The organism is Phenylobacterium sp. J426 (genome assembly GCF_024699945.1).
GTDB lineage: Bacteria > Pseudomonadota > Alphaproteobacteria > Caulobacterales > Caulobacteraceae > Phenylobacterium.
The window spans coordinates 106,377-132,058 of sequence record NZ_JAJOMY010000002.1 but is presented as its reverse complement, the minus strand read 5'-3'; the positions used below and the strand labels follow the sequence as shown (position 1 = coordinate 132,058).

26 protein-coding genes and 3 pseudogenes are annotated in these 25,682 nt (G+C 67.2%); 20 read left to right on the top strand and 9 right to left on the bottom strand.

The window, feature by feature from the left end:
* Positions 1 to 4 precede the first annotated feature (4 nt).
* Both LRS10_RS22315 and LRS10_RS22310 read right to left on the bottom strand, forming a co-directional pair.
* Positions 5 to 1,249 carry a response regulator gene (locus LRS10_RS22315; RefSeq protein WP_257839366.1) on the bottom strand — a complete coding sequence of 415 codons (1,245 nt, stop codon included), beginning with the start codon at positions 1,247 to 1,249 and terminating at the stop codon, positions 5 to 7.
* Positions 1,171 to 3,429, bottom strand: coding sequence for a CHASE3 domain-containing protein (locus LRS10_RS22310; protein ID WP_257839365.1), 2,259 nt, complete (start codon positions 3,427 to 3,429; stop codon positions 1,171 to 1,173). The genes LRS10_RS22315 and LRS10_RS22310 overlap by 79 nt, the downstream gene beginning before the upstream one ends.
* Positions 3,430 to 4,130: 701 nt before the next feature.
* Here LRS10_RS22310 and LRS10_RS22305 point away from each other — a divergent pair.
* Positions 4,131 to 4,799, top strand: a complete 669-nt coding sequence (locus LRS10_RS22305; protein WP_257839364.1) for a Crp/Fnr family transcriptional regulator — start codon at positions 4,131 to 4,133, stop codon at positions 4,797 to 4,799.
* 180 nt (positions 4,800 to 4,979) lie between these two features.
* On the opposite strand, the gene LRS10_RS22300 is transcribed toward LRS10_RS22305, so the two are convergent.
* Positions 4,980 to 5,960, bottom strand: coding sequence for a diacylglycerol kinase family protein (locus LRS10_RS22300; protein WP_257839363.1), 981 nt, complete (start codon positions 5,958 to 5,960; stop codon positions 4,980 to 4,982).
* On the bottom strand, positions 5,957 to 6,481 hold the full coding sequence (locus tag LRS10_RS22295) for a hemerythrin domain-containing protein (protein ID WP_257839362.1): 525 nt from the start codon (positions 6,479 to 6,481) through the stop codon (positions 5,957 to 5,959). Before LRS10_RS22295 ends, LRS10_RS22300 begins: the two co-directional genes overlap by 4 nt.
* A 130-nt stretch (positions 6,482 to 6,611) precedes the next feature.
* On the opposite strand from LRS10_RS22295, the gene LRS10_RS22290 reads away from it, so the two are divergent.
* The 5 genes from LRS10_RS22290 to LRS10_RS22270 all read left to right on the top strand — a co-directional run bounded on the left by LRS10_RS22290 (position 6,612) and on the right by LRS10_RS22270 (position 10,902).
* Positions 6,612 to 7,541 carry an NAD(P)/FAD-dependent oxidoreductase gene (locus LRS10_RS22290; protein ID WP_257839361.1) on the top strand — a complete coding sequence of 310 codons (930 nt, stop codon included), beginning with the start codon at positions 6,612 to 6,614 and terminating at the stop codon, positions 7,539 to 7,541.
* Between the two features lie 346 nt (positions 7,542 to 7,887).
* A complete protein-coding gene (locus LRS10_RS22285; protein ID WP_257839360.1) occupies positions 7,888 to 8,118 on the top strand; it encodes a hypothetical protein in 231 nt (76 codons plus the stop codon).
* Positions 8,119 to 8,312: 194 nt separating this feature from the next.
* Positions 8,313 to 8,573, top strand: coding sequence for a hypothetical protein (locus LRS10_RS22280; protein ID WP_257839359.1), 261 nt, complete (start codon positions 8,313 to 8,315; stop codon positions 8,571 to 8,573).
* A gap of 161 nt (positions 8,574 to 8,734) precedes the next feature.
* Positions 8,735 to 10,273 carry an ATP-binding protein gene (locus LRS10_RS22275; protein WP_257839358.1) on the top strand — a complete coding sequence of 513 codons (1,539 nt, stop codon included), beginning with the start codon at positions 8,735 to 8,737 and terminating at the stop codon, positions 10,271 to 10,273.
* A gap of 53 nt (positions 10,274 to 10,326) precedes the next feature.
* Positions 10,327 to 10,902: a hypothetical protein gene (locus LRS10_RS22270; RefSeq protein WP_257839357.1), complete on the top strand. Its 576-nt coding sequence runs from the start codon at positions 10,327 to 10,329 to the stop codon at positions 10,900 to 10,902.
* Here LRS10_RS22270 and LRS10_RS22265 read toward each other — a convergent pair.
* Entirely contained in the window at positions 10,899 to 11,858 is a 960-nt protein-coding gene (locus tag LRS10_RS22265; RefSeq protein ID WP_257839356.1) for a DNA cytosine methyltransferase, read from the bottom strand. The genes LRS10_RS22270 and LRS10_RS22265 overlap by 4 nt on opposite strands.
* A 50-nt stretch (positions 11,859 to 11,908) precedes the next feature.
* Here LRS10_RS22265 and LRS10_RS22260 point away from each other — a divergent pair, with 50 nt between their 5' ends.
* The gene (locus LRS10_RS22260; RefSeq protein ID WP_257839355.1) at positions 11,909 to 12,250 is read left to right on the top strand and encodes a helix-turn-helix domain-containing protein; all 342 of its coding nucleotides are present in this window, start codon (positions 11,909 to 11,911) and stop codon (positions 12,248 to 12,250) included.
* Between the two features lie 45 nt (positions 12,251 to 12,295).
* Here LRS10_RS22260 and LRS10_RS22255 read toward each other — a convergent pair whose 3' ends face one another.
* Positions 12,296 to 12,916: a recombinase family protein gene (locus LRS10_RS22255; protein ID WP_257839354.1), complete on the bottom strand. Its 621-nt coding sequence runs from the start codon at positions 12,914 to 12,916 to the stop codon at positions 12,296 to 12,298.
* 342 nt (positions 12,917 to 13,258) lie between these two features.
* Here LRS10_RS22255 and LRS10_RS22250 point away from each other — a divergent pair, with 342 nt between their 5' ends.
* The 6 genes from LRS10_RS22250 to LRS10_RS22225 all read left to right on the top strand — a co-directional run bounded on the left by LRS10_RS22250 (position 13,259) and on the right by LRS10_RS22225 (position 17,951).
* On the top strand, positions 13,259 to 13,594 hold the full coding sequence (locus LRS10_RS22250) for a hypothetical protein (RefSeq protein WP_257839353.1): 336 nt from the start codon (positions 13,259 to 13,261) through the stop codon (positions 13,592 to 13,594).
* A 708-nt stretch (positions 13,595 to 14,302) separates the two neighbouring features.
* Positions 14,303 to 15,205: a Mu transposase C-terminal domain-containing protein gene (locus LRS10_RS22245; protein ID WP_257839352.1), complete on the top strand. Its 903-nt coding sequence runs from the start codon at positions 14,303 to 14,305 to the stop codon at positions 15,203 to 15,205.
* The gene (locus tag LRS10_RS22240) at positions 15,205 to 16,095 is read left to right on the top strand and encodes a TniB family NTP-binding protein (protein ID WP_257839351.1); all 891 of its coding nucleotides are present in this window, start codon (positions 15,205 to 15,207) and stop codon (positions 16,093 to 16,095) included. The genes LRS10_RS22245 and LRS10_RS22240 overlap by 1 nt, the downstream gene beginning before the upstream one ends.
* Positions 16,085 to 17,140: a TniQ family protein gene (locus LRS10_RS22235; RefSeq protein WP_257839350.1), complete on the top strand. Its 1,056-nt coding sequence runs from the start codon at positions 16,085 to 16,087 to the stop codon at positions 17,138 to 17,140. The genes LRS10_RS22240 and LRS10_RS22235 overlap by 11 nt, the downstream gene beginning before the upstream one ends.
* Positions 17,141 to 17,224: 84 nt before the next feature.
* Positions 17,225 to 17,587, top strand: a complete 363-nt coding sequence (locus tag LRS10_RS22230; protein ID WP_257839349.1) for a hypothetical protein — start codon at positions 17,225 to 17,227, stop codon at positions 17,585 to 17,587.
* A 181-nt stretch (positions 17,588 to 17,768) separates the two neighbouring features.
* Positions 17,769 to 17,951, top strand: a complete 183-nt coding sequence (locus LRS10_RS22225; protein WP_257839348.1) for a hypothetical protein — start codon at positions 17,769 to 17,771, stop codon at positions 17,949 to 17,951.
* Positions 17,952 to 18,047: 96 nt separating this feature from the next.
* Here LRS10_RS22225 and LRS10_RS22220 read toward each other — a convergent pair whose 3' ends face one another.
* Both LRS10_RS22220 and LRS10_RS22215 read right to left on the bottom strand, forming a co-directional pair.
* Positions 18,048 to 18,548: an ankyrin repeat domain-containing protein gene (locus LRS10_RS22220; RefSeq protein WP_257839347.1), complete on the bottom strand. Its 501-nt coding sequence runs from the start codon at positions 18,546 to 18,548 to the stop codon at positions 18,048 to 18,050.
* 127 nt (positions 18,549 to 18,675) lie between these two features.
* Positions 18,676 to 18,924: an ankyrin repeat domain-containing protein gene (locus LRS10_RS22215; protein WP_257839346.1), complete on the bottom strand. Its 249-nt coding sequence runs from the start codon at positions 18,922 to 18,924 to the stop codon at positions 18,676 to 18,678.
* A 787-nt stretch (positions 18,925 to 19,711) separates the two neighbouring features.
* On the opposite strand from LRS10_RS22215, the pseudogene LRS10_RS22210 reads away from it, so the two are divergent.
* The 6 genes and pseudogenes from LRS10_RS22210 (at position 19,712) to LRS10_RS22185 (ending at position 21,939) form a co-directional block, all read left to right on the top strand.
* Positions 19,712 to 20,338: pseudogene (locus tag LRS10_RS22210) on the top strand (transposase).
* The gene (locus LRS10_RS22205; RefSeq protein WP_257839345.1) at positions 20,235 to 20,519 is read left to right on the top strand and encodes a transposase; all 285 of its coding nucleotides are present in this window, start codon (positions 20,235 to 20,237) and stop codon (positions 20,517 to 20,519) included. The pseudogene LRS10_RS22210 and the gene LRS10_RS22205 overlap by 104 nt, the downstream one beginning before the upstream one ends.
* Before the next feature lie 140 nt (positions 20,520 to 20,659).
* Positions 20,660 to 20,809 (top strand): annotated as a pseudogene (locus LRS10_RS25450) (IS256 family transposase); the annotation flags it as partial.
* 192 nt (positions 20,810 to 21,001) lie between these two features.
* The gene (locus LRS10_RS22195) at positions 21,002 to 21,226 is read left to right on the top strand and encodes a hypothetical protein (RefSeq protein ID WP_257839343.1); all 225 of its coding nucleotides are present in this window, start codon (positions 21,002 to 21,004) and stop codon (positions 21,224 to 21,226) included.
* A gap of 75 nt (positions 21,227 to 21,301) precedes the next feature.
* The gene (locus tag LRS10_RS22190; protein ID WP_257839342.1) at positions 21,302 to 21,718 is read left to right on the top strand and encodes a hypothetical protein; all 417 of its coding nucleotides are present in this window, start codon (positions 21,302 to 21,304) and stop codon (positions 21,716 to 21,718) included.
* Positions 21,719 to 21,753: 35 nt separating this feature from the next.
* Positions 21,754 to 21,939, top strand: coding sequence for a hypothetical protein (locus tag LRS10_RS22185; RefSeq protein ID WP_257839341.1), 186 nt, complete (start codon positions 21,754 to 21,756; stop codon positions 21,937 to 21,939).
* A gap of 282 nt (positions 21,940 to 22,221) precedes the next feature.
* Here LRS10_RS22185 and LRS10_RS22180 read toward each other — a convergent pair whose 3' ends face one another.
* Positions 22,222 to 23,379, bottom strand: coding sequence for a calcium-binding protein (locus LRS10_RS22180; protein ID WP_257839340.1), 1,158 nt, complete (start codon positions 23,377 to 23,379; stop codon positions 22,222 to 22,224).
* A gap of 291 nt (positions 23,380 to 23,670) precedes the next feature.
* Between LRS10_RS22180 and LRS10_RS22175 the strand changes: the two are divergent.
* Positions 23,671 to 25,519, top strand: a pseudogene (locus LRS10_RS22175) (phosphoenolpyruvate carboxykinase (GTP)).
* Positions 25,520 to 25,682 lie beyond the last annotated feature (163 nt).

Genomic DNA, 25,682 nt, shown 5'->3' with positions numbered 1-25,682 from the left:
CAGCTCATCGCGGCATCCACACCCGGACCAGTGAGAGGAGCTTGTCCACGTCTATGGGCTTGGCCATGTAGTCGTTTGCGCCCGCCGCCAGGCAGCGCGCCTGGTCGTCCGGCATCGCCTTGGCGGTGAGCATCACGATGGGCAGATCGCGGAAACGCGGATCGCGCCGGATCTCCTGGGTGGCGGCAAGGCCGTCCTTCACCGGCATCATCACGTCCATCAGCACGAGGTCCACCGCGCGGGCGGGATCGGCCTCGGCCTGCTGCAGCGCATCGATCGCCTCCTGGCCGTTGCGCGCGATCTGCACGACCGCGCCGCGGGGCTCGAGGATCCCCGTCAGCGAGAAGACGTTGCGCACGTCGTCCTCGACGATGAGGATTCGGCGGCCTTCCAGCACCGCGTCGCGGCTGCGGGCCTTGCGGATCATCTTCTGCTGCTCGGGCGGCAGCTCGGCGACGACCTGGTGGAGGAACAGCGACACTTCGTCGAGCAGGCGTTCGGGCGACTTCGCGCCCTTGATGATGATCGAGCTGGAATAGCGGCGCAGCCGCTGTTCTTCATCGGGCGTCAGGTCGTGGCCGGTGTAAACGATCACGGGCGGGAAGGCGTGCTCCCCCGCGCTGAGGGTTTCCAGGAGGGCGTAGCCGGAGGCGTCGGGCAGGGTGAGATCGAGCACCATGCAGTCGAAGGTCTCGCCGCTCAGCTGGGCGAGGCAATCGGCGGCTGTGCCGACGCCCACCGTCTCAACGTCGTTGGACGAGAGCAGCGCACGCACGGCATCTCGCTGCACGGGATCGTCCTCCACGACCAGCACGCGTCGCACGCCGCGGGTCAGTTTCGATTCCAGGCCCCGCAGCACGTCGGCGAGCTGCTCGCGGCGGACCGGCTTCACGAGATAGCCGACCGCGCCCAGGGCGAGCGCCGTCTGCGTGTGATCGGCGGCCGAGACGACGTGGATCGGGATGTGCCGGGTCTGGTCGTCCTGCTTGAGGCGATCGAGGACGGTGAGACCCGACTGGTCCGGCAGGCCGACGTCGAGCACGATGGCGTTCGGCCGGTGCTCCTGCGCCAGGGTCAAGGCCTGCTGCGCGGTGTTCGCGACGATGCATTGGAAGCCCAGCTCCCGCGACAGGTCCCGCACGATGGTTGCGAAGGCGGGATCGTCCTCGATCACCAGCAGCAGCCGCCGTGCGGCGGTGAGCGCGTCGCGGTCGTCTTCGAGGTCGGCCGTGACGGGCTTCCGCACCATCGGCGGCGCGGGCGCAGGCTCCGGGGCGTCGGCCGGCGCCGGCGTCGGTGCAGCCCCCCGACCGCGGCGGCGTCATGGACGAGCGGCAGGGTCAAGGTGAAGGTGCTGCCGGCGCCGGGTTCGCTCTGAAGGCGGATCTCGCCGCCGAGCAGGCGGGTCAGTTCCCGGGAAATGGAGAGGCCGAGCCCCGTGCCGCCGTACCTGCGGCTGATCGTGCCGTCGGCCTGTCGGAAGGCTTCGAAGATGCTCGCCTGCTGTTCCGCCGAGATGCCGATGCCGGTGTCGGAGACGGCGAATGCCACGCGCCCGGGGCCGGACGGGGCCACGGTCAACTTCACCTGTCCCGCTTCGGTGAACTTGAAGGCGTTGGAGAGCAGGTTCTTGAGGATCTGCTCCAGCCTCTGACGGTCGGTCTCGAGGGCGGGCGGGACGCCCTCGCCGATCTCGATCTCGAAACCTAGGCCGCGCGTCTCGGCCACCGGCGCGAACACCTGCTTCAGGTCCGCGGCCAGACGGCGCAGCGGGACGTTCTCCGGCTGGATGCGCAGATGGCCGGCCTCGATCTTCGAGAGGTCGAGGATGTCGTTGATCAGCAGGAGGAGGTCGTTGCCCGAAGACTCGATCGTCCGGGCGTATTCCACCTGGGTGTCCGACAGGTTGCCGTCGGCGTTGTCCCCCAGGAGCTTGGAGAGGATGAGCAGCGAGTTGAGCGGGGTGCGCAGCTCGTGGCTCATGTTGGCCAGGAAGTCCGACTTGTAGCGGCTCGCCTGCTCAAGCTCTCCGGCCTTCTGCTTGAGGTCGGCGGCCACCCGCTCCAGGTGGCCGCGCTGCGTGTCCAGGGTCTGGGCCTGCTCCTCGAGCTGGCTGTTGGTCTGTTCGAGTTCGACCTGCTGCTGTTCCAGCCGGACCTGGGACTCCTTCAGCGCCCGGCCCTGTTCCTCGAGCTCCTCATTGGAGACGCGGAGCTCCTCGCTCTGCACCTGCAGCTCCTCGGCCTGGCGCTGCGTCTCTTCGAGTGCGTTCTGGAGCTCGTTGCGGTACTTCGCCGAGCGCAGCGCCACTCCCATGGCGGGCGCCGATTGGTCGAGGAGTTGCCGCGTCAACGGGTTCACCTCGCGCAGGAAACCCAGTTCGATCACGCCGTTGACCACGCCATCGGCCAGGGTCGGCAGGATGATCAGGTGGCGCGGCTTGTCCCGCCCGAAGGCTGAGCCCAGCGTGAGGTAGCCGTCGGGGATGTCCGCAAGGATCACGGAGCGTGCGTCGGCGGCCACTTGCCCCAGGAGGCCTTCCCTGGCCTTGAAGGCGAGGGGCACGTCGGCGTCGGCGGGCACGCCCAGCGTCGCGGTTCGCACGAAGCCGCCGGCGTCGCCCTTGAACAGCGCGCCGGCCTGGAACCCGAGGTAGCGGCTCAGGAACGCGAGGATGCCGTCGGAAAGCTCCTCGACCGACTTGTCGCCCATCATCGCGTCCGCCAGTCCCACCTGGCCGGATTGCAGCCACTCCTGGCGCGCCCGGGCCTGGACGTTGCGGCGGACGAGCAGGGCGACAGCCACCGCGAGCCCCGCGCCGACGAGGGCGGAGACGATCCCGCTGATCACCGCGGCGGCCGACGCCGCCTCCATGTCCGCCAGCCGCAAGCGACGCAGGCGCTTCTCCTCGGCGCGCATGACCTCCACGCGACTGCGGATCGCATCCATCTCGGCCTTGCCCCGGTCCGAGGTCACGATCGCGAGCGCCTGGGCGGGGCCTTCCGTACGGCGCGCTTGGATGGCTTCTCGGAGTTCCTTGAGCTTGGCGTTCACGTGCAGGCGCAGCTGCGCGACGTTCGTCTGCTGGGTGGGGTTATCGCGCGTGAGCCCGGCCAGCGCTTCCACGCGCGAAGCCACTTCGGCGGTGGCGCTCTGGTAGGGGGCCAGGTACGGCTCCTCGCCGGTGAGCAGGTAGCCGCGCTGTCCCGTCTCCGCGTCCTGCAGCGTTAACAGGACCGCGTCGAGGGCCACGATGACGTCGTGGGTCTGCGTGATCATCCTGTTGTTCGCGCGGAGCGTCTGGATGTTGGCGTAGGCGAGGGCGCCGCTGACGACAAAGAAGATGAGGGCGGCCGCAAGGCCCAGCCCGGTCCAGATGTCGGCGGCCGAGCGATGAGCTTGCGCCGGGCGGGAGCGGGGCTGCGGCATGACGATCCTGTCGAGCGGGAGGAGGCGATCTGCCTAGCGGCTGTGCCGTCCGGGGATCAAGCGTCTAGCTGGCGATCCACCAGACACGGCGCTTCGGAATCCCTGACCGAGGACCGGCCGCCTCGACCGCAAACATCAGCGCCCTCGAACAGCCCGGCGCAGCGAAAGGCCTCGTCATGGTTCTGCCGGCGTCGGTCGGGCGGCTGGTGTGGTCCCGCGCTTGGAGGCGTTTCGTCACGGCTCTGACGGACGAACCGGCGCACTGGAGGCGAAGACGATCGGCGCGTTGACCTGCGGTCGGATCGCGCGTCGCTGCCCCTCGCGGCCCAAAAAAATGGCCCATCGGCGGCGTCGACGTCCGATGGGCCAGCTTCCGACGCTGCGGCCCGAACTCCCGCAGTAGCTCTTCAACCGCCGGGACTTGGAGCAGGTTCCATCCGCTCGCCCCGGCCGATCAGGTCCTCGTCCGGGCGCCCTGATCGCTGCCGCGCAGCGCCACATGCCGCGCGCGCCGCACAGCGATCCGCCGACCGATCTTCCTTGCGCCTTCCGAGCGCGGCGGGCTGGGACCGGCACGCGTCATCCAGCGCGGGTCAGGCGCCGCCGGTCCAGTTCACACCTCTCCGGACTACGGCTTAACCTTTGTGGCGGACGACGGAGAACCGCTTCAGCTACACAGGCGCGGAGCGAGGAGCGCGCCGGTGAAGATTGAGAACGCACCGGTCGAACCTTCCGCGCCGGCGCGCGACGCTCACTATCGGGTCGGGGAGGTCATCGCGGTATCCCATGCAGCCGGCCCTCGTCTCTGGCGGCTCGCGTTCGGATGGGCGGCGCAGGCGGTTACCTTATCCGATGGGCGCCGCCAGATCCTGCGCCTCTACGTGCCGGGCGATCTTTGCGAAGCGCCGCACATCGACGACGCGGGGCCGGGCGAGCTGTTGGCCCTGACACGGGTGCGCGCGTCGCCGTTGGGCGACGCCACCGCGCTCGACGGCAGGATCGGCGTTGACACTGGCCTGGCCGCTCTCCTGCGCCAGTCGGCCCGGGAGGATCGCCGGTGGGCGGGCGCTCAGATCCTGCGGCTGGGCCGCCTTACGGCGATCGAGCGCATGGGCCATCTGCTGCTCGACCTGTATGAGAGGGCGGGAGGGGGCGGCCTGACGTCTGGGGCCACGATCCTACTGCCCTTGACCCAGGCGATGCTGTCCGACGTCCTCGGCCTCAGCGTGTTGCACACCGAACGTGTCCTGCAGCAGTTGCGGCGCGACGGGTTGATCGTCCTGCGGCTCGGCCACGTGACCCTGCTCGACCCTGAGCGCTTGGCCGCCACGTCCCATTTCACGTCTGCGCCGCGGCGCCCCGCGGCCTAGAGGGGCGACCCCCGGGGCGACGCGAACGCGCCGCAGAGCGGCCCCGCGCCATCTCCGGAACGGCGCGGGGTCGGAGCCTCGGATGCGCTCGCCGCAGACCGCAGGCTCGCCTCGGACGCTAGGCGATCCGAGAGCTTCGGACATCGGCGTAAAACTACGCGGCGCTCAGCCCCGAGGCCGTCACGATGCCGATCCAGAGCGGGGTTTTGGGCCTTGGAGGGGCGCCGTGAGTAGAGCGTCAGGCTCCAGGCTTGCAGCCGCTGGGCGACCGGGGACGATGGCGGCGATGGAGCGGGGCGCGAACTCGACCTTCACGCTCGAGCCAAACGAGAAGGTTTCGCCATCGAGGATCGCCGGGATCGGCTCGTCCGAGTGAAGCTCAACGGCGCGCCCCCGGCTGCACCGCACGGCGTCATCCTCGCGCCAGCTCCGCAGGACCGCGGTCAGCGCCAGCCGCATCGCATCCAAAGGGCCGCCGGCGTCGATGGCCGCCACCTCGAACACCTCTTCCTCGTCGGACAGCGCCGCCGAGTTCAGCGGACACAGGAGCGAAACCGCCTCGACGGCCCCGTGATCGCGCCCGTCGACTTGGCAGCGGACCTTCTCAGAGAACGCCTGCGACAGGGCTTCCACGCTGCGGCGAGCGGCCTCGGAGATGTCTCCCTCGCGAACGGCCTCGCGCGCCTCCGCCCACAAGGATGGCGCGCCGAGGATCGCTGCGATGAAGAAGCGATCGTCTCCGATCTTGCCGCCATGGACGAGCTGCAAACGTGGTGCGGCAAGGGTCGCGCGCAGAGCCTCCTGCCAGCTGGCGTCGCCATAGAGCGCGCGGGGCAGCATGTTCATGGTGCCGCCGGGCAAGGGGATCAGGAGCGCCTGGCGATTGGCGCAAGCCTCGGCCGCTGCGCGGATCGTGCCATCTCCTCCGAGGACAACGAGCAGGTCGACCTCGCCGCTGTGGACAGCCGCCAGGGCGGCCTGGATTTCCTCGCCGCCGCCGCACCAGGTGTGCGAAGCCTGCAATCCGGCCTGGGCGAGAATGTCCTCCAGTTCCTGGCGTGACTCGGCCCGGCAGCTCCCGCTGGCGGTGTTCAGAAGGAGGCCGATGGTGCGCGATCGCAGGTCGAGGTCCTGTGGGGCCTCCGCGGGGGGCCTGCTCACGCCATCGGCCCGAGGCTCGTGTTGTCGAGAGTGGGCGTCTCGGGCGTGGGAAGTCCGGTGGCTTTGTACTCGGCCATCAGTTCGGTTTTACGGGACGCCATGGCTTCCCCAAGGGCGTCCATATCCAGGCCGGCGGCGCGGGCCTGCGCGAACATCCCCTCCGAACGCTTCTCCTCTTCCTCGACGTGGTGCTCGATCATCTCAGAGAGCACCTTCACCTTGGCGTCGTAGAATTCGTCGTCCGGCCCGCCGGCTTCGATCTCGGCGATGAGCACCTTGGCGCTGTCGTGCTCGACATAGGCCTCCCCAAGCAGGTCCTCTTCAATCTTGCCCTTGCAGGCGGGATAGAAGATGTCCTCTTCAATCTTGGTGTGGACGGTGAGCTCAAGGCAGATCTGCTCAGCGAGCTTGCGCTTCTTGCCATCGCCCTTGGCCCCTTCGAACTCGGCGAACAGCTCCTCCACCTTGCGGTGATCCGCCTTCAGAAGCGCGATCGCATCGGGTTTGTCTGATTTGGCCATTTTGCCCTCCATCCAGTCTGCGAAGGAACGGGCGCCTGACCGCGGCGTTCCCGGTGCGATCGCGGGACCTGGCGACGCGCCGATCCTGCTCCCCAAACATGAATTCCCAGGCCGCCAGGAGGCGGAGCCGATGCCGGTCGAAAACTGCGATGTCCTCATTGTCGGCGCAGGCCCCGCGGGTCTGACAGCGGCCGTATATCTCGCGCGGTACAGGCGAAAGGTTCTGGTCGTTCACGACGGCGCCAGCCGCGCAGCGCGCATCCCGCTCACGCACAATGTTCCGGGGTTTCCTGGCGGGATTGCCGGTCCCGATCTCCTGCGGCAGATGCGGGAGCAGGCCGAACTCTATGGCGCCGTGCTCCGGCAAGATGAAATTCAGACGCTCGCTCACGACGAGGAGGAGGGTTTCGCCGCACAAGGGGCCCACAGCCGCTACCGGGCGGCCTCGGTCATCCTTGCGACGGGGGTACGGCTGAACCAGATCGATCTGCCGGAGGCGGACCACGAAGACGCGATCTGTTCCGCCTGTCTTCGCTACTGCCCGATTTGCGATGGCTACGAAGCGACGGGAAAGCGCGTGGCCGTATTGGGAAGCAGCACGCATGGCGCCCGCGAAGCCCTATTCCTGCGCCACTACTCCAAGCATCTCACTCTATTGACCCGCGAGGGCTGCGAACTCTCTGACGCTCAGCGCCGGGAACTGGCTACGGCCGGCGTCGAGGTGCTCGATGCGCCGGTGGCCGCCTTCCGACCCGGACCGCAGGCCATGGAGGTGGAGCTGAGCGATGGGCGCCGGCTCACCTTCGACGTGCTCTATCCCGCCCTGGGCGCCAGCCCGAGGTCGGAGCTCGCAGCTCAGCTCGGCCTGACTTTGTCCGAGGGCGGCTGCATCCCCACCGATGCCTGCCAGCGTCTCCCCATTCCCGGGCTGTTCGCAGCCGGCGATGTGGTCGAGGCCCTCGACCAGATCAGCGTCGCGATTGGTCATGGCGCCATCGCGGCGACGCAGGCGCACAACTTCCTCCGAGAGCGGGAGGGCCGAGTGCTCCAGGCTGAGTGAGCGGAGCCTAGCGCAGCGATTGGAATTCGGCCGTCACTGGCGGAGGTTCAGGCACGTCGCCGAAACCGCACCCCGCCCTTGCGGGTTGCTGCGGGAACGGGCCGAGCCGGGAGTAGCGGGCGAGGTGGAATGGCGTTGGATCGCATCGCGGAGTACGATCGCCGAGCCGAGGAGGCGGAAGAGCAGGCGCGTCGCTTGCCCGACGCGGATCAGCGCCGAGCATTCGAGAAGGTTGCTGCGGGATGGCGTGTGCTCTCTGAACAGGCACGAAGTGACCTGAAGCGCGGCGCGTAATGGCTGTCGCCCAGGCGACAGACAACCCCTTGATCTGTGCAATGGTGGGCTTATGCCCGATTACCGGCTGTACTTCCTGGGGCGCGATGGCCACATCCAACAGGCCGCGGATATTGAAGCCGCGTCCGACGAGGCCGCGCTTGAAGTGGCGCAGCAGATGGCGGACGGTCGCCCGATGGAGCTCTGGCAGCGCGCCTTCCGCCTTGCCGTGATCCCTGGGTGGTCGGAAGCCGAGAAGAGCGAACCGACAGGCGCGCTGGCTGCGCCAACGCGTTCCCACTGAGCCGCCGCCGGCTTTCGCCTTGCGCGGCTTGCGCCAGCGGCGTTAGATCGCAGGCGATGCAAGGGGTGCGCCCTGGCTCGCAGGAGCTTGGCATCGTCCAACGCGGACTTCAGTCGCATTGGTCTCCGGGTTTTGGTTGGGCCGGGTGAAGGAACTGCCCGGCCCGTTCCGGCGTCAAGGTGGGAGGCGGCTCCGTGGCGGCGCAGGCTTCAAGATCCGCATTCCTCGGCTGGAAGTACTGGGCCGGCCTTTTCGTGGCCTGCTGCGGCTATGTTCTGGTGGCCTGGATCGTCCACGAGACCTTCGGCGGACGCGAGGTGTCAGCGGAGCGGCGCCGACTCTGCGATCAGGCGGTCGGCTGGGTGCTCACCGCCACCGACCCGGTAACGCTGGAGCGGGGCAAGTACCTGATCAAGGAACTGGACTGCGACATCGCCGCTCGCGCTGCGCCATAGGCGCCGCCGCGCCATCGCGCAGAACACCGATGTTCGCCCGCCGGCGAAGAATGATAACAACTTCGCCGTGAGCTCCGCAGATTCGCCCGCGAGGTCCTGATGTCCGATGGCGCCGCGTCCGCAGCCCGTCCGGCCGCGTTCAAGATGCCGATCCAGGGGGCATGCTCGAGGCCCTGGGCATCAACATGTACACGACGCTGGGCAAGTGCCTGGTCGAGTTCGTGGCCAACGCCTACGACAGCGAAGCCCACAACGTCACGATCACCATCCCCCACGAAGACATCGAAGCGGCGCGAACGAAGGTGCGTCAGGCGGCCAAGGCCGAGGTCGCAGCCGGGCTGCGCGACCGCTTCACCGTCCTTCTCGACACGCTGCCCAACGACCTGAAGGTGGTCATCGAGGACGATGGCCATGGAATGAGCTGGAAGGACGTCGAGAGCAAGTTCCTGCCGCTCAACCGCAAGCGGCGCGAGGGCGCCGACGGGACCGAGTCCAACATCAAGTCGGAGACTGGCAAGCGGTTCGTGATGGGCCGGAAGGGCCTGGGCAAGCTCGCGGGCTTCGGCGCGGCCGAGAACGTCGAGGTCCGGACAAAACGCCAAGGCGAGACCTTCGCGACCATCATCACCTTGCAGGACTCGAAGCTCAAGGGCGCGGCCAACGTCACCGACGTCGACATCCCTGCGACCTACGAAGAAGGACTGGACCCGAAAGAGCAGGGGACCCGCATCACGCTCTCCGGCCTGAAATCCGACGCCGTCAAGGAGCGGCTCGAGACGCTGGAGGAGACCATCCGGGAAGCCTTCCAGGCGCTGCGGCCGGAGGACTTCCTGGTCACGCTGAACGAGACCCCGCTGGTCCCGCAGCCGCCGGAGTACGAGTTCATCTATCCGGCGGGCGGTCTGGACGAGCGCGGCTACGCCTCGAGCATCCTGACCATCGAAGACATCGGCGACGTACCCTTGAAGTACTTCGTCGGCTTCCGGCCGCGAGGACAGCATCTGCCGGCGCGCAAGCGCGGCGCGCGGATCTACTGCAACAACCGTCTGGCCGCTGGTCCGTCGTTGTTCAAACTCCCGACCGGCATGCACAACTTCCACGCCACCGACTACTTGGAGTGCGTCGTCGAAGCCGACGAGTTCGATCGCGCGGGGATCGATCTGATCAACACGAACCGGACCCAGCTTCGCGAAGACAACGAGGCGGTCCGCGCGCTGCTGGAGCATGTGTCGCAGCTGATGAAGGCGGCCATCGCCTCGCACTCGCTCTTCCGGGACAAGCAGACGAGCGAGAAGCTCAAGACCGATCCGACGGCGCAGGTGCTGAGCCGGATCATTGACACGCTGCCGCGCAAGACCCGCAAGCCGGCCGGCAAGCTGCTGCACGCCCTCGCGAACGAACATGGCGTTGACAGCCCAGCGTTCCAGGAGCTGGCGCCGGCCTTCATCAACTCGGTCAACGCTACCGAGGTGCTGGTCAAGCTCATCGAAGCGCGTACCCGTCCGGAAACGATCGAGAAGGTGGCCGAGCACCTGCGCGAGCTGAGCGAGATCGAGCGGATTGATGTGCTGAAGCTCTATCGCGGCCGTCGCGACGGATCGCGGCGCTCCAAAAGCTCTGGCAGAAGGGCGAGGACGAGTGGCGCAAGAGGGGTCTTGAGCGCGAGCTGCACGACCTGCTGGAAGCGAACCCGTGGCTGATCCGGCCGGAGTTCTCCAACTACCTGACTAGCGACGAGGACCTGAACAAGGTGGTGAGCCGGATCGCTAAGCGGTTCGAGCTCGATAACTTCGCCAGGGTGACGGACGGCGACAAGGACGACGCCCGCCGGCCGGACCTGACCTTCATCATGTCCGACCCGACGTTCTCAGGGCCTTATGTGATCAACGTCGTGGAGCTGAAGAGCCCGAGCTTGCCGCTCTCGGCCGAACACCTTGAGCAGCTCGACGAGTACATCTTCCAGATCAACGAGTGGTGCGAAGCCGAGCTCAGCCACAAGGTCAACGTCCGCGGCTTCCTGATCGGCGCGATGCCGGATCAAGCGACCACGGCTACCGGGCAGAAGCGGTTGCTGAAGGAGTTCCGCGAGCAGGGCGCGAACGCCACGATCCGGATCATGAGCATCCAGGAGTTGCTGAAGGACGCTTGGCAGGTGCACATCGAGGCCATCAAGGTCCTGGAGAGCGCGACCGATGAGGAAGAGGATGAGGAAGAGGACGACGGTGACGAGGCCGCAGGGTTAGATAGCGGGGACGGCCCTGGCGCGCCGGCCGCCGCCGAGGCCGCGAACGAGGATGCACAAGCCGACCCGCAAGCCGCCGAGGGCTAGTGCAGGGCCGCCGCCACCTGGCGGGCGACGGCGGCGGCCAGCGGCACCGGCACGCCGTTCCCGATCTGCCGGGCGACCGGATAGCCCCGGCCGCTCATCTGCCAGCTGTCCGGGATGCCCTGAAGCCGCGCGCCTTCCCGGAGCGAGAGGGTGCGGTTCAGCGTCGGGTGCAGATAGCGGCCCTTGGATGGGTTCTGGAAGGTGCAGCGCAGCGTGTTGGCCGGCGCGTTCGGATCCATGCGTCCCCAGACGTCGGTCGCCTGACAGCCCATCTTGATCCATGAGGGCGGACAAAGGTCGGGCGCGAGGCGTATGATGTCACGCTTGTCGCCGCACGGCGGCACGAGCGCGATACGCTCGGCCGCGACCCCGCGAGGCTCAGGCCAGACGTGCAAGGCGTCGTCGCCGGCGTCGAGGCCTGCGAGGTCGCTGATGGCCTGGCCCGCGGTCTTGCCGGGGCCGGTTTCAGCTGGCCGGCCGATGACGCCCACCTTGCTCGCCACCGTGAACGCGCGACGCCGAAGCTGCGGCGTGCCGAAGTCGTAGGCGTTCAATTCCCAGGTCTCGATGCCGTAGCCGAGGCGGCGCAACCTGCGGGTCAGAAGCGCCCATTGCGGCGAGCGCAGGAACGGCGGGACGTTCTCGATCACCACCACCTTGGCGTCGCTGTCCTTGGCCCAGCGGAGCACCTCGAGGCTGAGGTTGTTGCGGGCGTCAGTCGGGTCCATCCGGCCCAACGTCGAGAAGCCCTGGCAGGGCGGGCCTGCGATCAGCACGTCGGTCTCGACCGGCTTGTGCGCCGTGACCGAGCCCTGCACCACGTTCGGAGAGACGTTGCGGCTGTAGCTCTTGACCGCCTCGCGGTCGAGCTCCACCGCCTGCACGATCTCGAAGTCGGCGGCCGAGAAACCGGCGCTGAAAAGCCCGGCCCCGCAGAACAGGTCCGTCACGCGCATGAGCTTGGCCCGCTTTCCATGCGACCAAAATTATGCGATTATGCGGAACAATGCAAGCGAAGCGTGACTATTCCCTGGACGCCCTGACGCGCGATCTCAACGCGCTTCTGGCGCGGCCTGGGTACACGCAGGAAACCATCGCGCAACGTACCCGGCTGGACCAGCCCGTCGTCTCCCGCGCCAAGCACGGCACGCTCCGGCGCGTGACGCCGCGGATCGAACGGCTATGCGATTATGTGGATCGGGAGTTGCGAGGCGTCGCCATCCCGGATGGCGTGGCCAGGTCGGTGCAGGCCTTCCTGGTGGCCGGCGGGGACCCAGACCTGCTCGTGCGAAGCATCGACCTCCTGGCGATGGCGGTTCAGCCGACGCGGGGCACCCTGCCGAAGTGAGATGAACTCGTGGTTAAAGCGGGGGGGCGACGGGGAGGGGGAGGGTCAGCCCCGTGAGCGCTCTAGCGCCGCGCGTCCATCCTTGCGCAACTCGCCGCCGGGGCCGACGTGCCGGTAGAGAGTCTGGCGGCTGACCTCGAGCTCCCGACAGAGCGCCGCGACCTTGGTCTCCGGCTTGCCCATGGCGGCCTGCGCGAGCCGGACCTTGGCGGCGGTCATCTTCGGCTTGCGACCGCCTGAGCGGCCTCGCGCCCGGGCGGCCGCGATGCCAGCGCGTGTGCGCTCGGAGATCAGCTCCCGCTCGAACTCCGCCAAGGCGGCGAAGATCGCGAACACCAGCTTGCCGGGCGCCGTGGTGGTGTCGACGGCGGCGCCGTGGCCGGTGAGCACCCTTAGGCCAACATCCTTCGCCGCCAGGTCCTGCACGGTGTTGATCAGGTGGCGCAGGTTGCGCCCGAGCCGGTCGAGCTTCCAGACCACCAAGGTGTCGCCGGGGCGCAGCGCCTTCAAGCAGGCCTGCAGCCCGGGTCGGTCGTCGGCCCGGCCGGAGGCCAGGTCGTCATAGATGGCGCGGTCGTCGACGCCGGCGAGGCGCAGGGCGTCCTGCTGCAGGTTGAGGGTCTGTGTGCCGTCCGACTTCGAGACCCGCATGTAGCCGACCAGCATCCGCGTTCTCCGGGTGTCTCACAAACGATCGTCTTCGTGACACGTGACAGTTGGCCATGGCGGCGACCCCAGGCTGTCACTATAGAACGTATCGAAATCAGTGTCGCATCAGGTTGTGTTCGTGCGGATAGTGACAGTTGCCAGCGCCCGCGAGCTGTCAAAAGACAAGAACCCATTATCTCACAACAAAGTGATACTGGCGGCCCTGTATAAGTATTTGTTCTATCTAGAAACTACTGTTAATTGGGCAGGCGGTTCGCGACTTGCTTGCTAGCAGTTTGCCAGTTGCGAAGTTGACGGCTCGGAGTCCAGCTCATCGGCAGTCCACAGAAGGGCAAGCCGATGACCACGCATTTCCCGAACATCGAAGCCGACATTTCCCGCGCCGAAGATCCTCCGATCGGGCAGATCGAGGACCTCTCACCCGAACTCTTCGAAGCCGTCTCGCAGCTGCTCGACGAGGTAGTCGCGCAGCCGCCGTCCAGCGGAGGGGCCACGCCGGACGCGGACGCCGGCGACGAGCTGCCGATCCGCATCGACGTCGAGCCGATGGATTACATCGCAGACGCCAGCCGGCGGGGCTGGCTGATCACCGCCATTGATGAGCGCACCCGCCAGATCGTCGGCTTCTCCATGTTCTTCCCCGAGGAGCAGGCGCAAGGGGAGGGCGCGCCATGACCGCAGGCGACGAAGCCCGTGTGGCGCCCATCGACACGATCTCGCAGCAGCGCTTCGACGAGCTCGCTGGTCGGGCCCAGGCGATCCAGCACCTGGTGACGATGCCGGACCGCAGATCGGTCGACATTGACTTCGCCGCCGAAGTGGCAGGCGTCCACCGCGCGACAATCTACCGCGATCTGCGGCGGGTCAGCGGAGCAGGGGAGGTCACTGTGCGGGCGCTGGCTCAGCACAAGCGCGGCTTCCCGAAAGGACGCTCGCGTCTGCACCCGCGCGTCGAGATCATCATCCTGCAGCGCCTGCTGCACTACTATCTCACGCCGGCGAAGCCCTCGATGCTCGACACCGTCGGCAAGATCGCCGCCGACTGCGAAGCCGAAGGCCTTGCGCCACCCGCCCGGGCGGCGGTGATCCGCCGCCTGCACAAGCTGAAGCGAGCCAAGGTCGAAGCCCGTCGCAATGGGCGCAAGGCGGCGGAAGCTGCGACGCCCCGCCATGGCCGCTTCCTGGTGACCGAGCCCTGGGCGGTGTTCGAGATCGACCACACCCTGGCTGACGTGATCATTGTCGATAGCGAGCATCGCAAGCCCATCGGGCGCGCCTGGCTGACCCTGGTCTTCGACGTCGCCACCCGCATGATCGTCGGCTACTACGTCTCGCTCGAGCCGCCTTCGTTGCTGCGCGCGGCGATCGCCATCTCCCTTCGCCGTGGCCGACAAGGGTCCCTGGCTCAGCGCCCGCCGCTACGACTACCCCTGGCCGGGACGCGGCCTTCCGCGGCTGGTCCACAGCGACCGGGCGGCGGAGTTCCGCGCCGAGGCCTTCGTGCGGGGCCTGAAGAACCAGGGCGTGGAGACCTTCCTGAGGCCCGCCGGCCGCCCGCATTGGGGCGGCCACATCGAGCGGATGATCGGGACCATGATGGGCGCCTGCCGCATGCTGCCCGGCGCCACGCACTCAAGCCCGAGCGCCCGCGGCGACTACGACAGCGTGGGCTCGGCGAGGCTCACCCTGGCGGAGCTCGACGACTGGTTCGCCAAGCAGATCCTCGGCGTCTACCACAACACGGTCCACTCGGCGCTCGGCAAGACGCCGCTGCAGGCCTGGGAGGAAGCGACGGCCGGAAAGGCGCCGCGCATGCCCGACGACCCGGAAGCCTTCCGGCTGGACATGCTGCCGTCCTCGGTTCGGCAGGTCACCCGCCACGGCATTCGCCTGTTCGGGCAGGACTATGCCTGTGAGGAGCTGAAGCTCGCCTACGCCGAGCGCAAGGGGAAGGTAGAGGTCAAGTTCGACCCCCGCGACCTGTCCAAGGTCTGGGTGCGGCTGGAGCATAGCCGCTACGTGATCGCCCCTTACCGGTTCGCACACGAACCTGGGCGCGCGCCCACCTTGGCGCTCTACCGCGCGATGGCGCGCGCGACGCGTGGTGAACGCGGGCCTGCACAGGGGCTTCTGGCCCGGCGCGCCATGGCGGAGATCGAAGCCGAGCTCGCCGCCAGCGCCAAGACCTCGCAGCGCGCCCGGCGCATGCAGGAGCGGTTGGCCGACGCGCGCCGGGCCACCCAACCGCCCGCCGAGATCAACGACAGCTGGGGAGGAGCATTCTGATGTCCCAGACAGACACTTGCGGGGCTTTCGACCACCTCGACCCCAGCATCCGCCACCTCGCCACGGCCGATGATGCAGAACGCCTGCGGGCGATCGAATCGGACGCCTGGCTGCCCTATCCGCCCGGCGAGGCCGTTGTGGAGCGGCTTCTGGAGCTGGTGCGGATGCCCAAGCGGGTCCGTATGCCGTCGCTTCTGGTGTATGCGCCGCCGAACAGCGGCAAGACCCGGATCATCCGCCGTTTCCTCGACCTCTATCTGGAGGAGGAGGCGCGGCAGGAGATCGAGCCGGGCTCGGTTGTGGCCATCCAGGCGCCGCCAACCGTCGACGAAAAGCGGCTCTACCTGGAGATCCTGCGCGGCATGCAGGCGCCGATGCCGGACGTCACCGTCCCGCGTCTGCGCGCCATGGTGGTGCGCCACATGGAGGCCCGGACCGTGCGTCTGCTGATCATCGACGAGATGCAGCACATCCTCGATCAGCGGGCGTCTGCTCAGCAGGTCGTGCTGAACACCCTGAAGTACCTGTCGAACGAGCTGTCGATCGCCGTCGCGGGCTTTGGCAGCGGCGAGGCGAGGGCGCTGATCAAGGCCGACGAGCACCTCGCGCAACGCTTCGAGATCGTCGGCTTGCCTCGGTGGGCAAAGAAGGAGCGGTGGGTCGTCGAGCTCGTCCGGGAGCGCGTGGCGCACCTGCCGCTCCGCAAGCCAACCAAGGTCGACAAGGCGCTGATGAACACCCTCCATGTGCTCGCCGGCAACATGGGCGCGATGTTCGCGCTGCTGGAGAAGGCCGCGAAGGAGGCCATCCGGACAGGAACCGAATGCATCACGGTCGGCCTGCTCGAACAGATCGTGGCGCAGCGCGAGCAGGTGGAACATGGGCTTTGAGGCTCCCATCGCGCCGACCCTGGCCCTTCCGCGTGTCGAGCCGGTGCCCGGCGAGGCGCTGTCGTCCTGGCTGGTGCGGATTGCTCATCGGCAGCTGCTCTCCCTGCACGAGGTCGGCTGGGAGATCGGGGTCGAACTCCACGAGGGCGATCGCAACCCGGATCGCGCCGCGCTCGCCGGTATCACAGCCCGCACGGGCCGCAGTATCGCCGAGCTCGAGGCGATGGTGCACCCAGCGTTCCTCAAGTCGGCCGCGCCGGCGGGGCTGCCGGTCCCACTAGCCTGGGCTGTCTGTCGGTCCTGCCTGCAAGAAGACATGGCGATTGAGCGGCCGCCCCATGTGCGGGTGAACTGGACGCACCCTTTGGCGACCTGCTGTCCGACGCATCGGGAGCCCCTCGTCCCGCACGGCCAAGCCGGCGTGGACCTGGTCGGCGACCCGACGAATGAGGGCTGGACCCACGCTTCCGAACCCCTGGACCTGAATATCGCCCGCATGCAGCCGGAGGAGCTGCGTCTCGGCGAAGCAAGCGCAGCGCTGATCGAGTCACGCTCGCCCGCGGCGCAGGAGCTCCTCCGCGTCTGGACCCGCGAGGTGCTCGATGTGGTCGACGCCCTTTGCACCCAGATGAACATCTGCATGGGACGGGGGCCCTTGATGTCGGGCCTGGAAATGCGGTGGGGGCAGGTTTCCACGCGCGGCGGCTCAGCCGAACTGCGAACCGCAGCCGCCTACGAGATTTCCACCGCGGCTCGTCTCTCCCACGTTCGCGCGGCCATGAGGATCGTAGGTGCGCCCGGCTGTCCGCCCACACCAGATCCCGCGTTGGCCCAGTGGGTGGAGGAGTGCGCCCGGCTCAGCGTCCCGAAGGCGCGCCAACGCGCCCTCAAGTACGCTTCGCTGGATCCGCTCATCCTAGTCGCCTTGGCGCTGCCCGTGACGTCGTTCCACCTCATGGGCGCTCGGGCGGAGCATTGGTCGCCTCACGGCGAGGCCCGATGGCGGGCCGCCGCCACTGTCGCGGCGTTCTCCGGCTTCGCCTGAAGAATCTTCGCGTTGACAACCGACTGGACGGGGAGTCCGCCATGGGCGATTCTCTGATTTGCGAGTTGGAGGTCGATGGGATCGATGGAACACGAGGTCGGCCAGAGCGACGGGGCCCCGCAGTACGTCCACCGGACGAACCTCTCGATGCGTTTGCCCCGCTGGGCGCATAAGCGGATGAAGGGCGAGGCCAAACTCGCCGGCAAGACCGTGGCTGACCACTACGCCGCCGTCCTGGAGCGCTTCCTCGACGAGGAGGCTGACGGCTTTCGCAAGTACCTGCTGACCGGTCCGACGTCTTCGCCGTCCGTGACGCTTGCGCTGGCGCAGCCTGTCGTCGGCCGCGTCCGCGAACTGGCAGACGAACGCGACATGGTGATCAGCGACATCGTCTACACCGCGATCCTGATCCACATGGGCGAAGCGCACATTGCACGGGCAGCCTGACGACCTCCGGGCGAACGCCGACGCTGCGGGGTCTGGGCCCGGGGGACCCCGGGACGTCGCTTTGGTCGAAGTCCGCGTTGTGGGGTAGGGACGGGCGGCGACCTGGCGGCGAATGAACGGTGATATACATGTGCGTGCTGACCAGCCACGCGCGCCGCTCACCCCGAGCAGAAGAAGTGCATTGCAGAACGAATATCTCGAGCGTGCTGAAGAGGCAGAGCGGCTGGCGAAGTACGCACGCAATGAGGCAGAGCGGGCTGACTTCCTGAAGATCGCGGAGATTTGGCGCAACCTGGCAACCGAGAAGCCGCTCTCACCAGATCAGCGGGCTAAGCAGCGTCGGGACGAACGGGAGCCGAAGTAGGTTGCCTGGCTCTCAACCAAGCGAACTTCGGCCTCGGGTCGAAACTCGGACTGGCCATCCAGCCTGACAGCGGACCGTCAGGATCGAAGGCCTTCTTTAGTACCAGGTGCCCTTCTTCAGGCAGGCGCTGTACCGGATGCTCGCCGTGTTCGTGCAGCGCGCCGCGCCCAAACCGCAAAGCGCAGTCGCCTCGTGCCACATCTGCTTGCAGTAAGCTTCATTGGCGCCGCTCGCCGGGACAGGCGTGGACGGGCCGCCTGGCGATCGCGCCCCTAAGAGCGCCTGCATCTCGGGTGACGCGGCATAGTCGGCGGGCCGCTTGCCACTGTTGTCGGTGGCCGTCCGGCTCGCGCCCTTGGCGATCAGCAGCTTCGCGATATCGATCCGGTTGCGCTCGGCGGCCACGTGCAGGAGCGTGCCCCCGTCCGTGTCCTTGGAGTTGACGCCGACGCAGTCGTCGAGGAGCGCGGCGAGCTCCGCCGGCTGGTTATACCAAACAGCGTCCCGAGCTTGCAGGCGCGGCCGCGTCGCCGGCGTGCGGCCGTCATTGGCCGGGTTCGCATTCGCGGCCGCGCAGGCCCCGTTGCCCGCCTTCATGGGCGCCGCCGGGGGCCGTTTCGCGGGCGCCGCCGCAGCGCCGCCGAGGTAGGGCGCAAAGGGGTCCGCCGGGGGCGCCATCTTGGCCCGGATCGCCGCTCGGATGGCCGAATAGCCTTCCGCCACATCATAGGCCGTACGCCCGCGCGTGGTCTTCAGGTCGGTCCGCGCCGCCGCGGGCGAGCAGATAGCGGACCATGCGCTCATTGCCGTCCTCTGCGGCCACGTGGAGCGCTGTCCAGCCCTCCTCGTTCTGCATGTCGATATCTTGGCCGGCGTCGAGCATCCGCACGACCTCGGCTTCCTGGCCCATTTTGACCGCGTAGCGCCACGTGTCCCAGGAATCCGCGAGCGCCGCCAGCGGCAGCAGCCCCACAGCCGCGATTGCGGCCAAAGCCAATCGAATACGCACGCGCCACACCCCCCAAAGAACCGCGGTAGGATGCGACGCCCGTGCGTGCCCAGCAATAGGCCACGTCACAGGTGCGGCGTGGCGTCAGCCCGCACGACGGGGCAATTCCCGGTGTGATAGCGCAGGATCTTCACTCCTCGACGCAGCAGATCCAACCCGACTTCGACGTCCGACCCGTTACCGACGTCCTGACTGGAACGCTGGGAAGAGGGGGTAAAGCGAGGTGAGCTGGCAGCCCGTCGACTTGCTCGTCGCAGATTTGGAGCCAGGAAGCCGCCACCTGCGCCGCAAAAGAGGCGAGAACCGCCGAGCAGGCCCGGCGTCGCAGCTTATTGAGTCAGCGACACGTCGCCCTTAGGGCGCCCAATCCCGACGACCGCCTAATGTTTGTTATCGGAAATTGCGCAGGCCGGCCGCCTGCTGACAGTCGATCTGGCAACAGTATCGGCTCGTAGTCCATGGCTCCGTCGTGGACTTGGAATGACGACGACCTTCTTCGTCTCGACCCGATAGAAGATCAGGTATCCGCTCATTCTGCGCTACGAGGCGCGAGGGGTATCAACTCGCTCGGGTTGCACACAAGTCCTGAGGGGTCGTGTCCCCGCTGGTGTTGCAGCTGGGCGGTAGCGAAGCCGCTCGCGAAGCGCGCCTTCACAGGCGCCGTAGCGAGCGAGCGGTACAGCGGGTGGTCATCCGCGATCTTCGGCTAGGGTCGGTTTGCAGACACAAACCGCAAACCAAGAGACCGGAGATGACCGTCGACATGGTCGCCTTTCGCGTACCGATGGAGAAGAGCGCTGACGCCGATTTGCTGCGTGAGATGGTCGGCTTCGCCGCGCAGCGGCTGGTGGACCTGGAGGTTGGCCAGCTCACCGGCGCGGCGCATGGCGAGAAGAGCCCCGAGCGGCTGGCGCAGCGCAACGGCTACCGCGACCGTGATTGGGAGACCCGCGCCGGGACCGTCGAGCTGCGGATCCCGAAGCTTCGCAAGGGCAGCAACTTCCCTTTTTCCTGGAGCCGCGGCGGCTGGCGGAGAAGGCGCTGACCGCGGTGATCCAGCAGACGCATCCAGAGCGTCTCCACCCGCTCGGTCGACGACCTGGTCCGCTCGATGGGCATGAGCGGCATCTCCAAGAGCCAGGTCAGCCGGCGTTGCGAGGAAATCGACGAGCTGATGCAGGCCTGCCTGGAGCTGCCAATCGGGGGCGAGTGGCCCTCCTGCTGGATCGACGCCACCTACGTGAAGGTGCGGCCGGGCCGGCCGCGCGGGGTTGATGGCGGTCACGGTGGCGGTGGGCGTCAACACCGATGGCCGCCGCGGGGTGCTGGGCGTGGGCGTGGGCGTGAGCCCCTCGGAGGCGGAGACCTTCTGGACTGAGTTCCTTCCCAAGCTGGCGCGGCGCGGCCTGCGCGGCGTGAAGCTGGTGATCTCCGACCCGCACGAGGGCTTGAAGGCCGCCGCCGCCCGGGTGCTGAGCGCCACCCAACAGCGCTGCCGGGTCCACTTTGCCCGCAACGCCCTGGCTCATTCCGGCAAGAGCGGTCGGCGCGTGGTCTGATGGCCACCGCCTTCGTCCATGACGATCCCGCCACCGCCAAGGCACAGTGGCGCAAGGTCTCCGACCAGCTGCGGTCCAAGCTGCCGAAGCGGGCCGACTTGATGGACTGGGCCGAAGACGACGTGCTGGCCTACATGAGCTTCCCGAACGGAGCCGCCGTCACCCAGCTGGTTGGCGCCATCTTGCTCGAGCAGTCCGACGAATGGGCCGCGCTCCCGCTACATGACCCTGGAAAGCGTCGCCCCGCTCAGCGATGATGCCTCGTCAGCCTGCCCGCCGTGGCCGCCTGACAGGATCCGGCCCTGCTGGAGATCGCGGTGACCACACCGCTAAAGCTACACCACGGCTTGGGCACGATCTTGTCAGCGTCTAGGAGCACTCGGGATGTCGCCACACGGTCTAGCAACGCAGGCCGCTCCACCTGAGACGAACGGCGTGGCGATCCGGCTAGATTTATCATGTTGCAGTCGGCGCGGTTCTCCATGACGGACCATGACGTACAGAGCCGGCGGATCGGCGACGTCGTTTGTTATGCCGGCGATAATCTACGCTACCGATCCCGCTCGGGCTTCTGGCGGATCGAGCAGTTGCCCAACGCCGAAGGCGTAGCCCTGCTGGTCGAGACGTGGCCCGGCTACGGCGGTGTCCTCGGCGCACCCGTCGCAGTTCGCGCGCCGCTTGCAGATTTCCATCTCGTTGATATCTGAGCAACGCCAGTTGAGGGCTATACAGCCTACGCCCGGCGGGTGCTCTGTGATGTCGGGGAAGCATTGGAGCAGTCAGTGAAAACCCCGGCGAGTTCGACTTCAGAAGCACCCAACGTCGCAGTCACACCGATACTTCTTCGAACCGTGCTAGACTTCTTCCGCTTAGTCCAGGCGCAGTTTGAGGGCGATCTCGAAGCCTTCTACATCCTAGGCGTGCTGCTCGACGAAAGTATCCGTCTGCCGGAAACGTTGAACGCTCTGAACTTAAGCCAATTGAATCGCGCGTCTGGCGTGCCGTACGAGACCTTGCGCCGGAAAGTTGCGAAACTGCAGGCTGCAGGTTGGATCGTGCGCGATGGACGCAACTATTTCATCGCCCCGAAGGCAAGGCGACGGCTGATGGGCGCAGACTCGGCGCTGCTGCGGCTTGCGGTGGAAAGCCGCCGCGGCCTTGAGGAAGCCCTGACTGGCGCTTCGCGAGGCGCCGGCTAGAAAGGTCCGGACTGACCGCGTAAGACTGTGTCTGCATGGCCCAGATTTGGAAAGCGGAGCGCTGTGAGTTCGGGTGGCACGTGGTGCGCCAGGTCGCGCATGGCGTGAGCGCGCCCTATTCGCTGGTGGTTGGCGGTCTGGTTCAGACGCCCTTCTTCGAAACGCGGCACGAGGCCGAGCATTTCGCAGACCAGTTAGAAAAAGAGAACAAGAGTCGATGAAGAGCCCGCCTAGGGCCTCGGCGAGCGGCGCTTGGCGTGACTGAAGACCGAGAGCCGGCGCGTCTCTATACCATGACAGGCTGGCGCCTCGGACGCCGCCACAGCGTCGAATTGCCTGGCGTGGAGCAGGCCCTTCAAGAGGCTTGCGACGCGATCTTGGACGGAACTTGGGCGCCCGTTAGCCTGGTCGACAATACAGGCCGGATCATTTTAGACGGCGCTGAATTTCGGCGCGCGATCCAAGCACGCATGAACAATCCACGCCAGCGACGGGCGAGCACCTCAGATGATGGCGGTGAACGGATTGAACGTCTGTACATCGACTAAGATGACAGCGCTATCGGCGGTGTCAGTGCCGAAGCTGTCGACGAAGATCACGAAGTCATCGCCGACAATCGTCCCCACATAGATGAGCGCTGGCCTGGCCGTAAACGCCGTCTGGGCCGCGGCTTGAGCGGCGGCGAATGAGGCCTGTGGGGCGATGAACAGGTAGTTGAGCGGAGTCGCTGCGGCGAGGCCGCGGAAGTCGATCGTATCATCTTCGTCGAAGTCGCTGATACGATCCGGCGCAGTGATCGTGCTGTCGGTCGGGCCGAACAGGAAGAGATCGGCGCCGCTTCCGCCGCTTAAGGAATCAGCGCCGGCGCCACCCTCAAGGCTATCGGCGCCTGCCCCGCCGCTCAGCGTGTCCAGGCCCGCTTGACCGCGTAGGCTGTCAGCGCCGGCTTCTCCCAAGAGCACATCATTGCCGCGGCCACCGAGCAGAACGTCATTCCCGGCGCCGCCGCTGAGGCTGTCCTGCCCATCGTCACCCTGGAGCGTGTCAGCGCCAAGATCTCCGAACAGCATATCGTCCCCGAGGTCGCCGAGCAGGACGTCGTTGCCCTGCCCGCCATGCAAGCGATCGTCACCCTCGCCGCCATCGAGCGTGTCTTGACCCAAGTTCCCCATCAGCACGTCGGCTCCGTCGCCTCCGCTCAGCACGTCATCACCCTGACCGCCGTAGAGGGTGTCCTGACCCGCATCACCGCTCAGGGTGTCAGCGCCTAGGTTCCCATGCAGCATGTCGTTCGACGCGCCGCCGTCCAGCGAATCATCGCCACCGCCGCCATACGCAGCGACCGGCCGGAGATAAGCGACGCCGGCTGGAGCGAAGGTGTCGTTGAGGTCTCCACCGACGAAGAGGCGCGAGCCGTCCTGAAACACCAGTCGCCCAGCGGCTGAGGCTGCTGGCAGGCCGAAGAAGGCGCCGGCTTGCGGGAAGTCGAGGGTGCGGGCGCCCAATGTCAGGCGGTAGACGCCGAAGCCATCGGACTGCGGCAAGTACTGGACGCCAACCAATGCGGCTGAGCCAGTCGGGAAGACGAGTGTGTCGTAATCGATGATGTTGAACTTGCGCGCCTCTTCAGGCGTCATCGTTGAGAAATTATAGGTCGCCATCGCCCCCTCCGCCGTCGTCCTTGTGTAGCGATGCGCCACCGCCGCGTCATCAGCGAAACTGGGGCCGGACAGCCGGCAAGCGGCAGACGCTGCGGCGCGACGAATCGACACAGCCGCGCGATACGCACCTGCCTGCGAAGAGGGAGCCGTCGCCTTGTTCGGGGCGCCGGGGCACTTTCCGAGTCTCGGTTGGCCAGCAAGGGTAGGCGGTTCCCAATCGGCGACGTAAGAGCGGTCCGGGGTTGATCCGGCTCTAAAGACGCCGGGCTTGCTATGGGGGTTCGCCAGATGATGTCCGTCACCGTCCCGGGACTTGCGCCCGCGCCGACGAAACACGCCAAGCTCGTCCAGTGGGTCGGCGAGATCGCCGCGCTGACGAAGCCCGACCGCGTGGTGTGGTGCGACGGGTCGGATGCGGAATGGGATCGGCTGACGGCCGAACTCGTCGCTGCCGGCACGTTGAAGCCGCTGAACCCGGCCAAGCGGCCGAATTCGTTCTACGCCGCCTCCGATCCGCGCGACGTCGCCCGTGTCGAGAGCCGCACCTTCATCTGCTCGGAGAAGCCCGAGGACGCCGGCCCGACCAACAACTGGCTGGATCCGGGCGAGATGCGGGCCGACCTGAAGCAGCTGTTCGACGGCGTGATGCGCGGTCGGACCATGTACGTCGTGCCATTCTGCATGGGGCCGCTCGGATCCCAGATCAGCGCCATCGGCGTTGAGATCACAGACTCTGCCTATGTGGCCGTATCCATGCGCATCATGACGCGGATGGGCCAGGCCGCCCTCGACCAGCTCGGCGAGGACGGCTTCTTCGTGCCGGCGGTCCATTCGGTGGGCATGCCGCTGATCGACGGCGCCAAGGACGTCGCCTGGCCGTGCAACGAGATCAAGTACATCGTCCACTTCCCGGAGACGCGGGAGATCTGGTCGTACGGGTCGGGCTACGGCGGCAATGCCCTGCTGGGCAAGAAGTGCTTCGCCCTGCGGATCGCATCGGTCATGGCTCGCGACGAAGGGTGGTTCGCCGAGCACATGCTGATCCTGAAGCTGACCTCCCCCGAGGGCCAGGTCCGCTACATCGCCGCCGCCTTCCCCAGCGCGTGCGGCAAGACCAACATGGCCATGCTGCAGCCGACGCTCGAGGGCTGGAAGGCCGAGACGATTGGCGACGACATCTGCTGGATGCGCTTCGGCGAGGATGGTCGCCTCTACGCCATCAATCCGGAAGCCGGCTTCTTCGGCGTGGCGCCCGGCACCGGCGAGACCACCAACAAGAATGCGGTGGATGCGCTGCACTCCAACTGCATCTTCACCAACGTGGCCCTGACCGATGACGGCGACGTCTGGTGGGAAGGCTTGACCGACGAGGCGCCGGCGCACCTGACCGACTGGAAAGGCCGCTCCTGGACGCCCGACAGCGACGAGCCGGCGGCGCATCCGAATGCTCGCTTCACCGTGCCCGCCTCGCAGTGCCCGGTGGTGGCGCCGGAGTGGGAAGACCCGGCCGGCGTGCCGATCTCCGCCATCCTGTTCGGCGGCCGCCGCGCCCTCGGCGGTGCCGCTGGTGACCGAGGCCCGGGACTGGCGGCACGGGGTGTTCATGGCGTCCAACGTGGCGTCGGAAGGCACGGCGGCGGCTGAGAACAAGATCGGTGAGCTGCGGCGCGATCCCTTCGCGATGCTACCGTTCTGCGGCTACAACATGGGCGACTACTTCGCTCACTGGCTGGCGATGGGCGAGAAGGCCGACACCGCCAAGCTGCCGCGGATCTACTTCGTGAACTGGTTCCGCAAGGACGAGCGCGGCAAGTTCGTGTGGCCGGGCTTCGGCGACAACTCGCGTGTGCTGAAGTGGATCGTGGAGCGGCTGGAAGGCCGCGCGGATGCGGTGGACACGCCGATCGGCAAGGTGCCGACCAAGGACAGCCTGGACCTGTCCGGTGTCACGCTCACCGACGCCCAGCTCGACCTTCTGCTGACGGTCGACCTGAGCATCTGGGCCCAGGAAGCGGCGCTGATCCCCGAGTTCTACCAGAAGTTTGGCGAACACACGCCGAAGGGCCTCTGGGAAGAGTATGAGGCGTTGGTCAAACGCCTCCAGGGGACCAAGTCGCCGGAAGTGGTCGCCGCCGAATAGCGGCCCGCCCGCTCTCTAGGATTGCGAAGGCCGCGGCGTATCCGCGGCCCTGGTCCGCTCTCCGGGCTCGACCTATGGCGCGGCGCGATGTCCGATCGCTGCCGCGCCAGGGTGGCCCGGATCGTCAAGATCGGGCGGTTCAGAATTGATTGATCTGGCCACA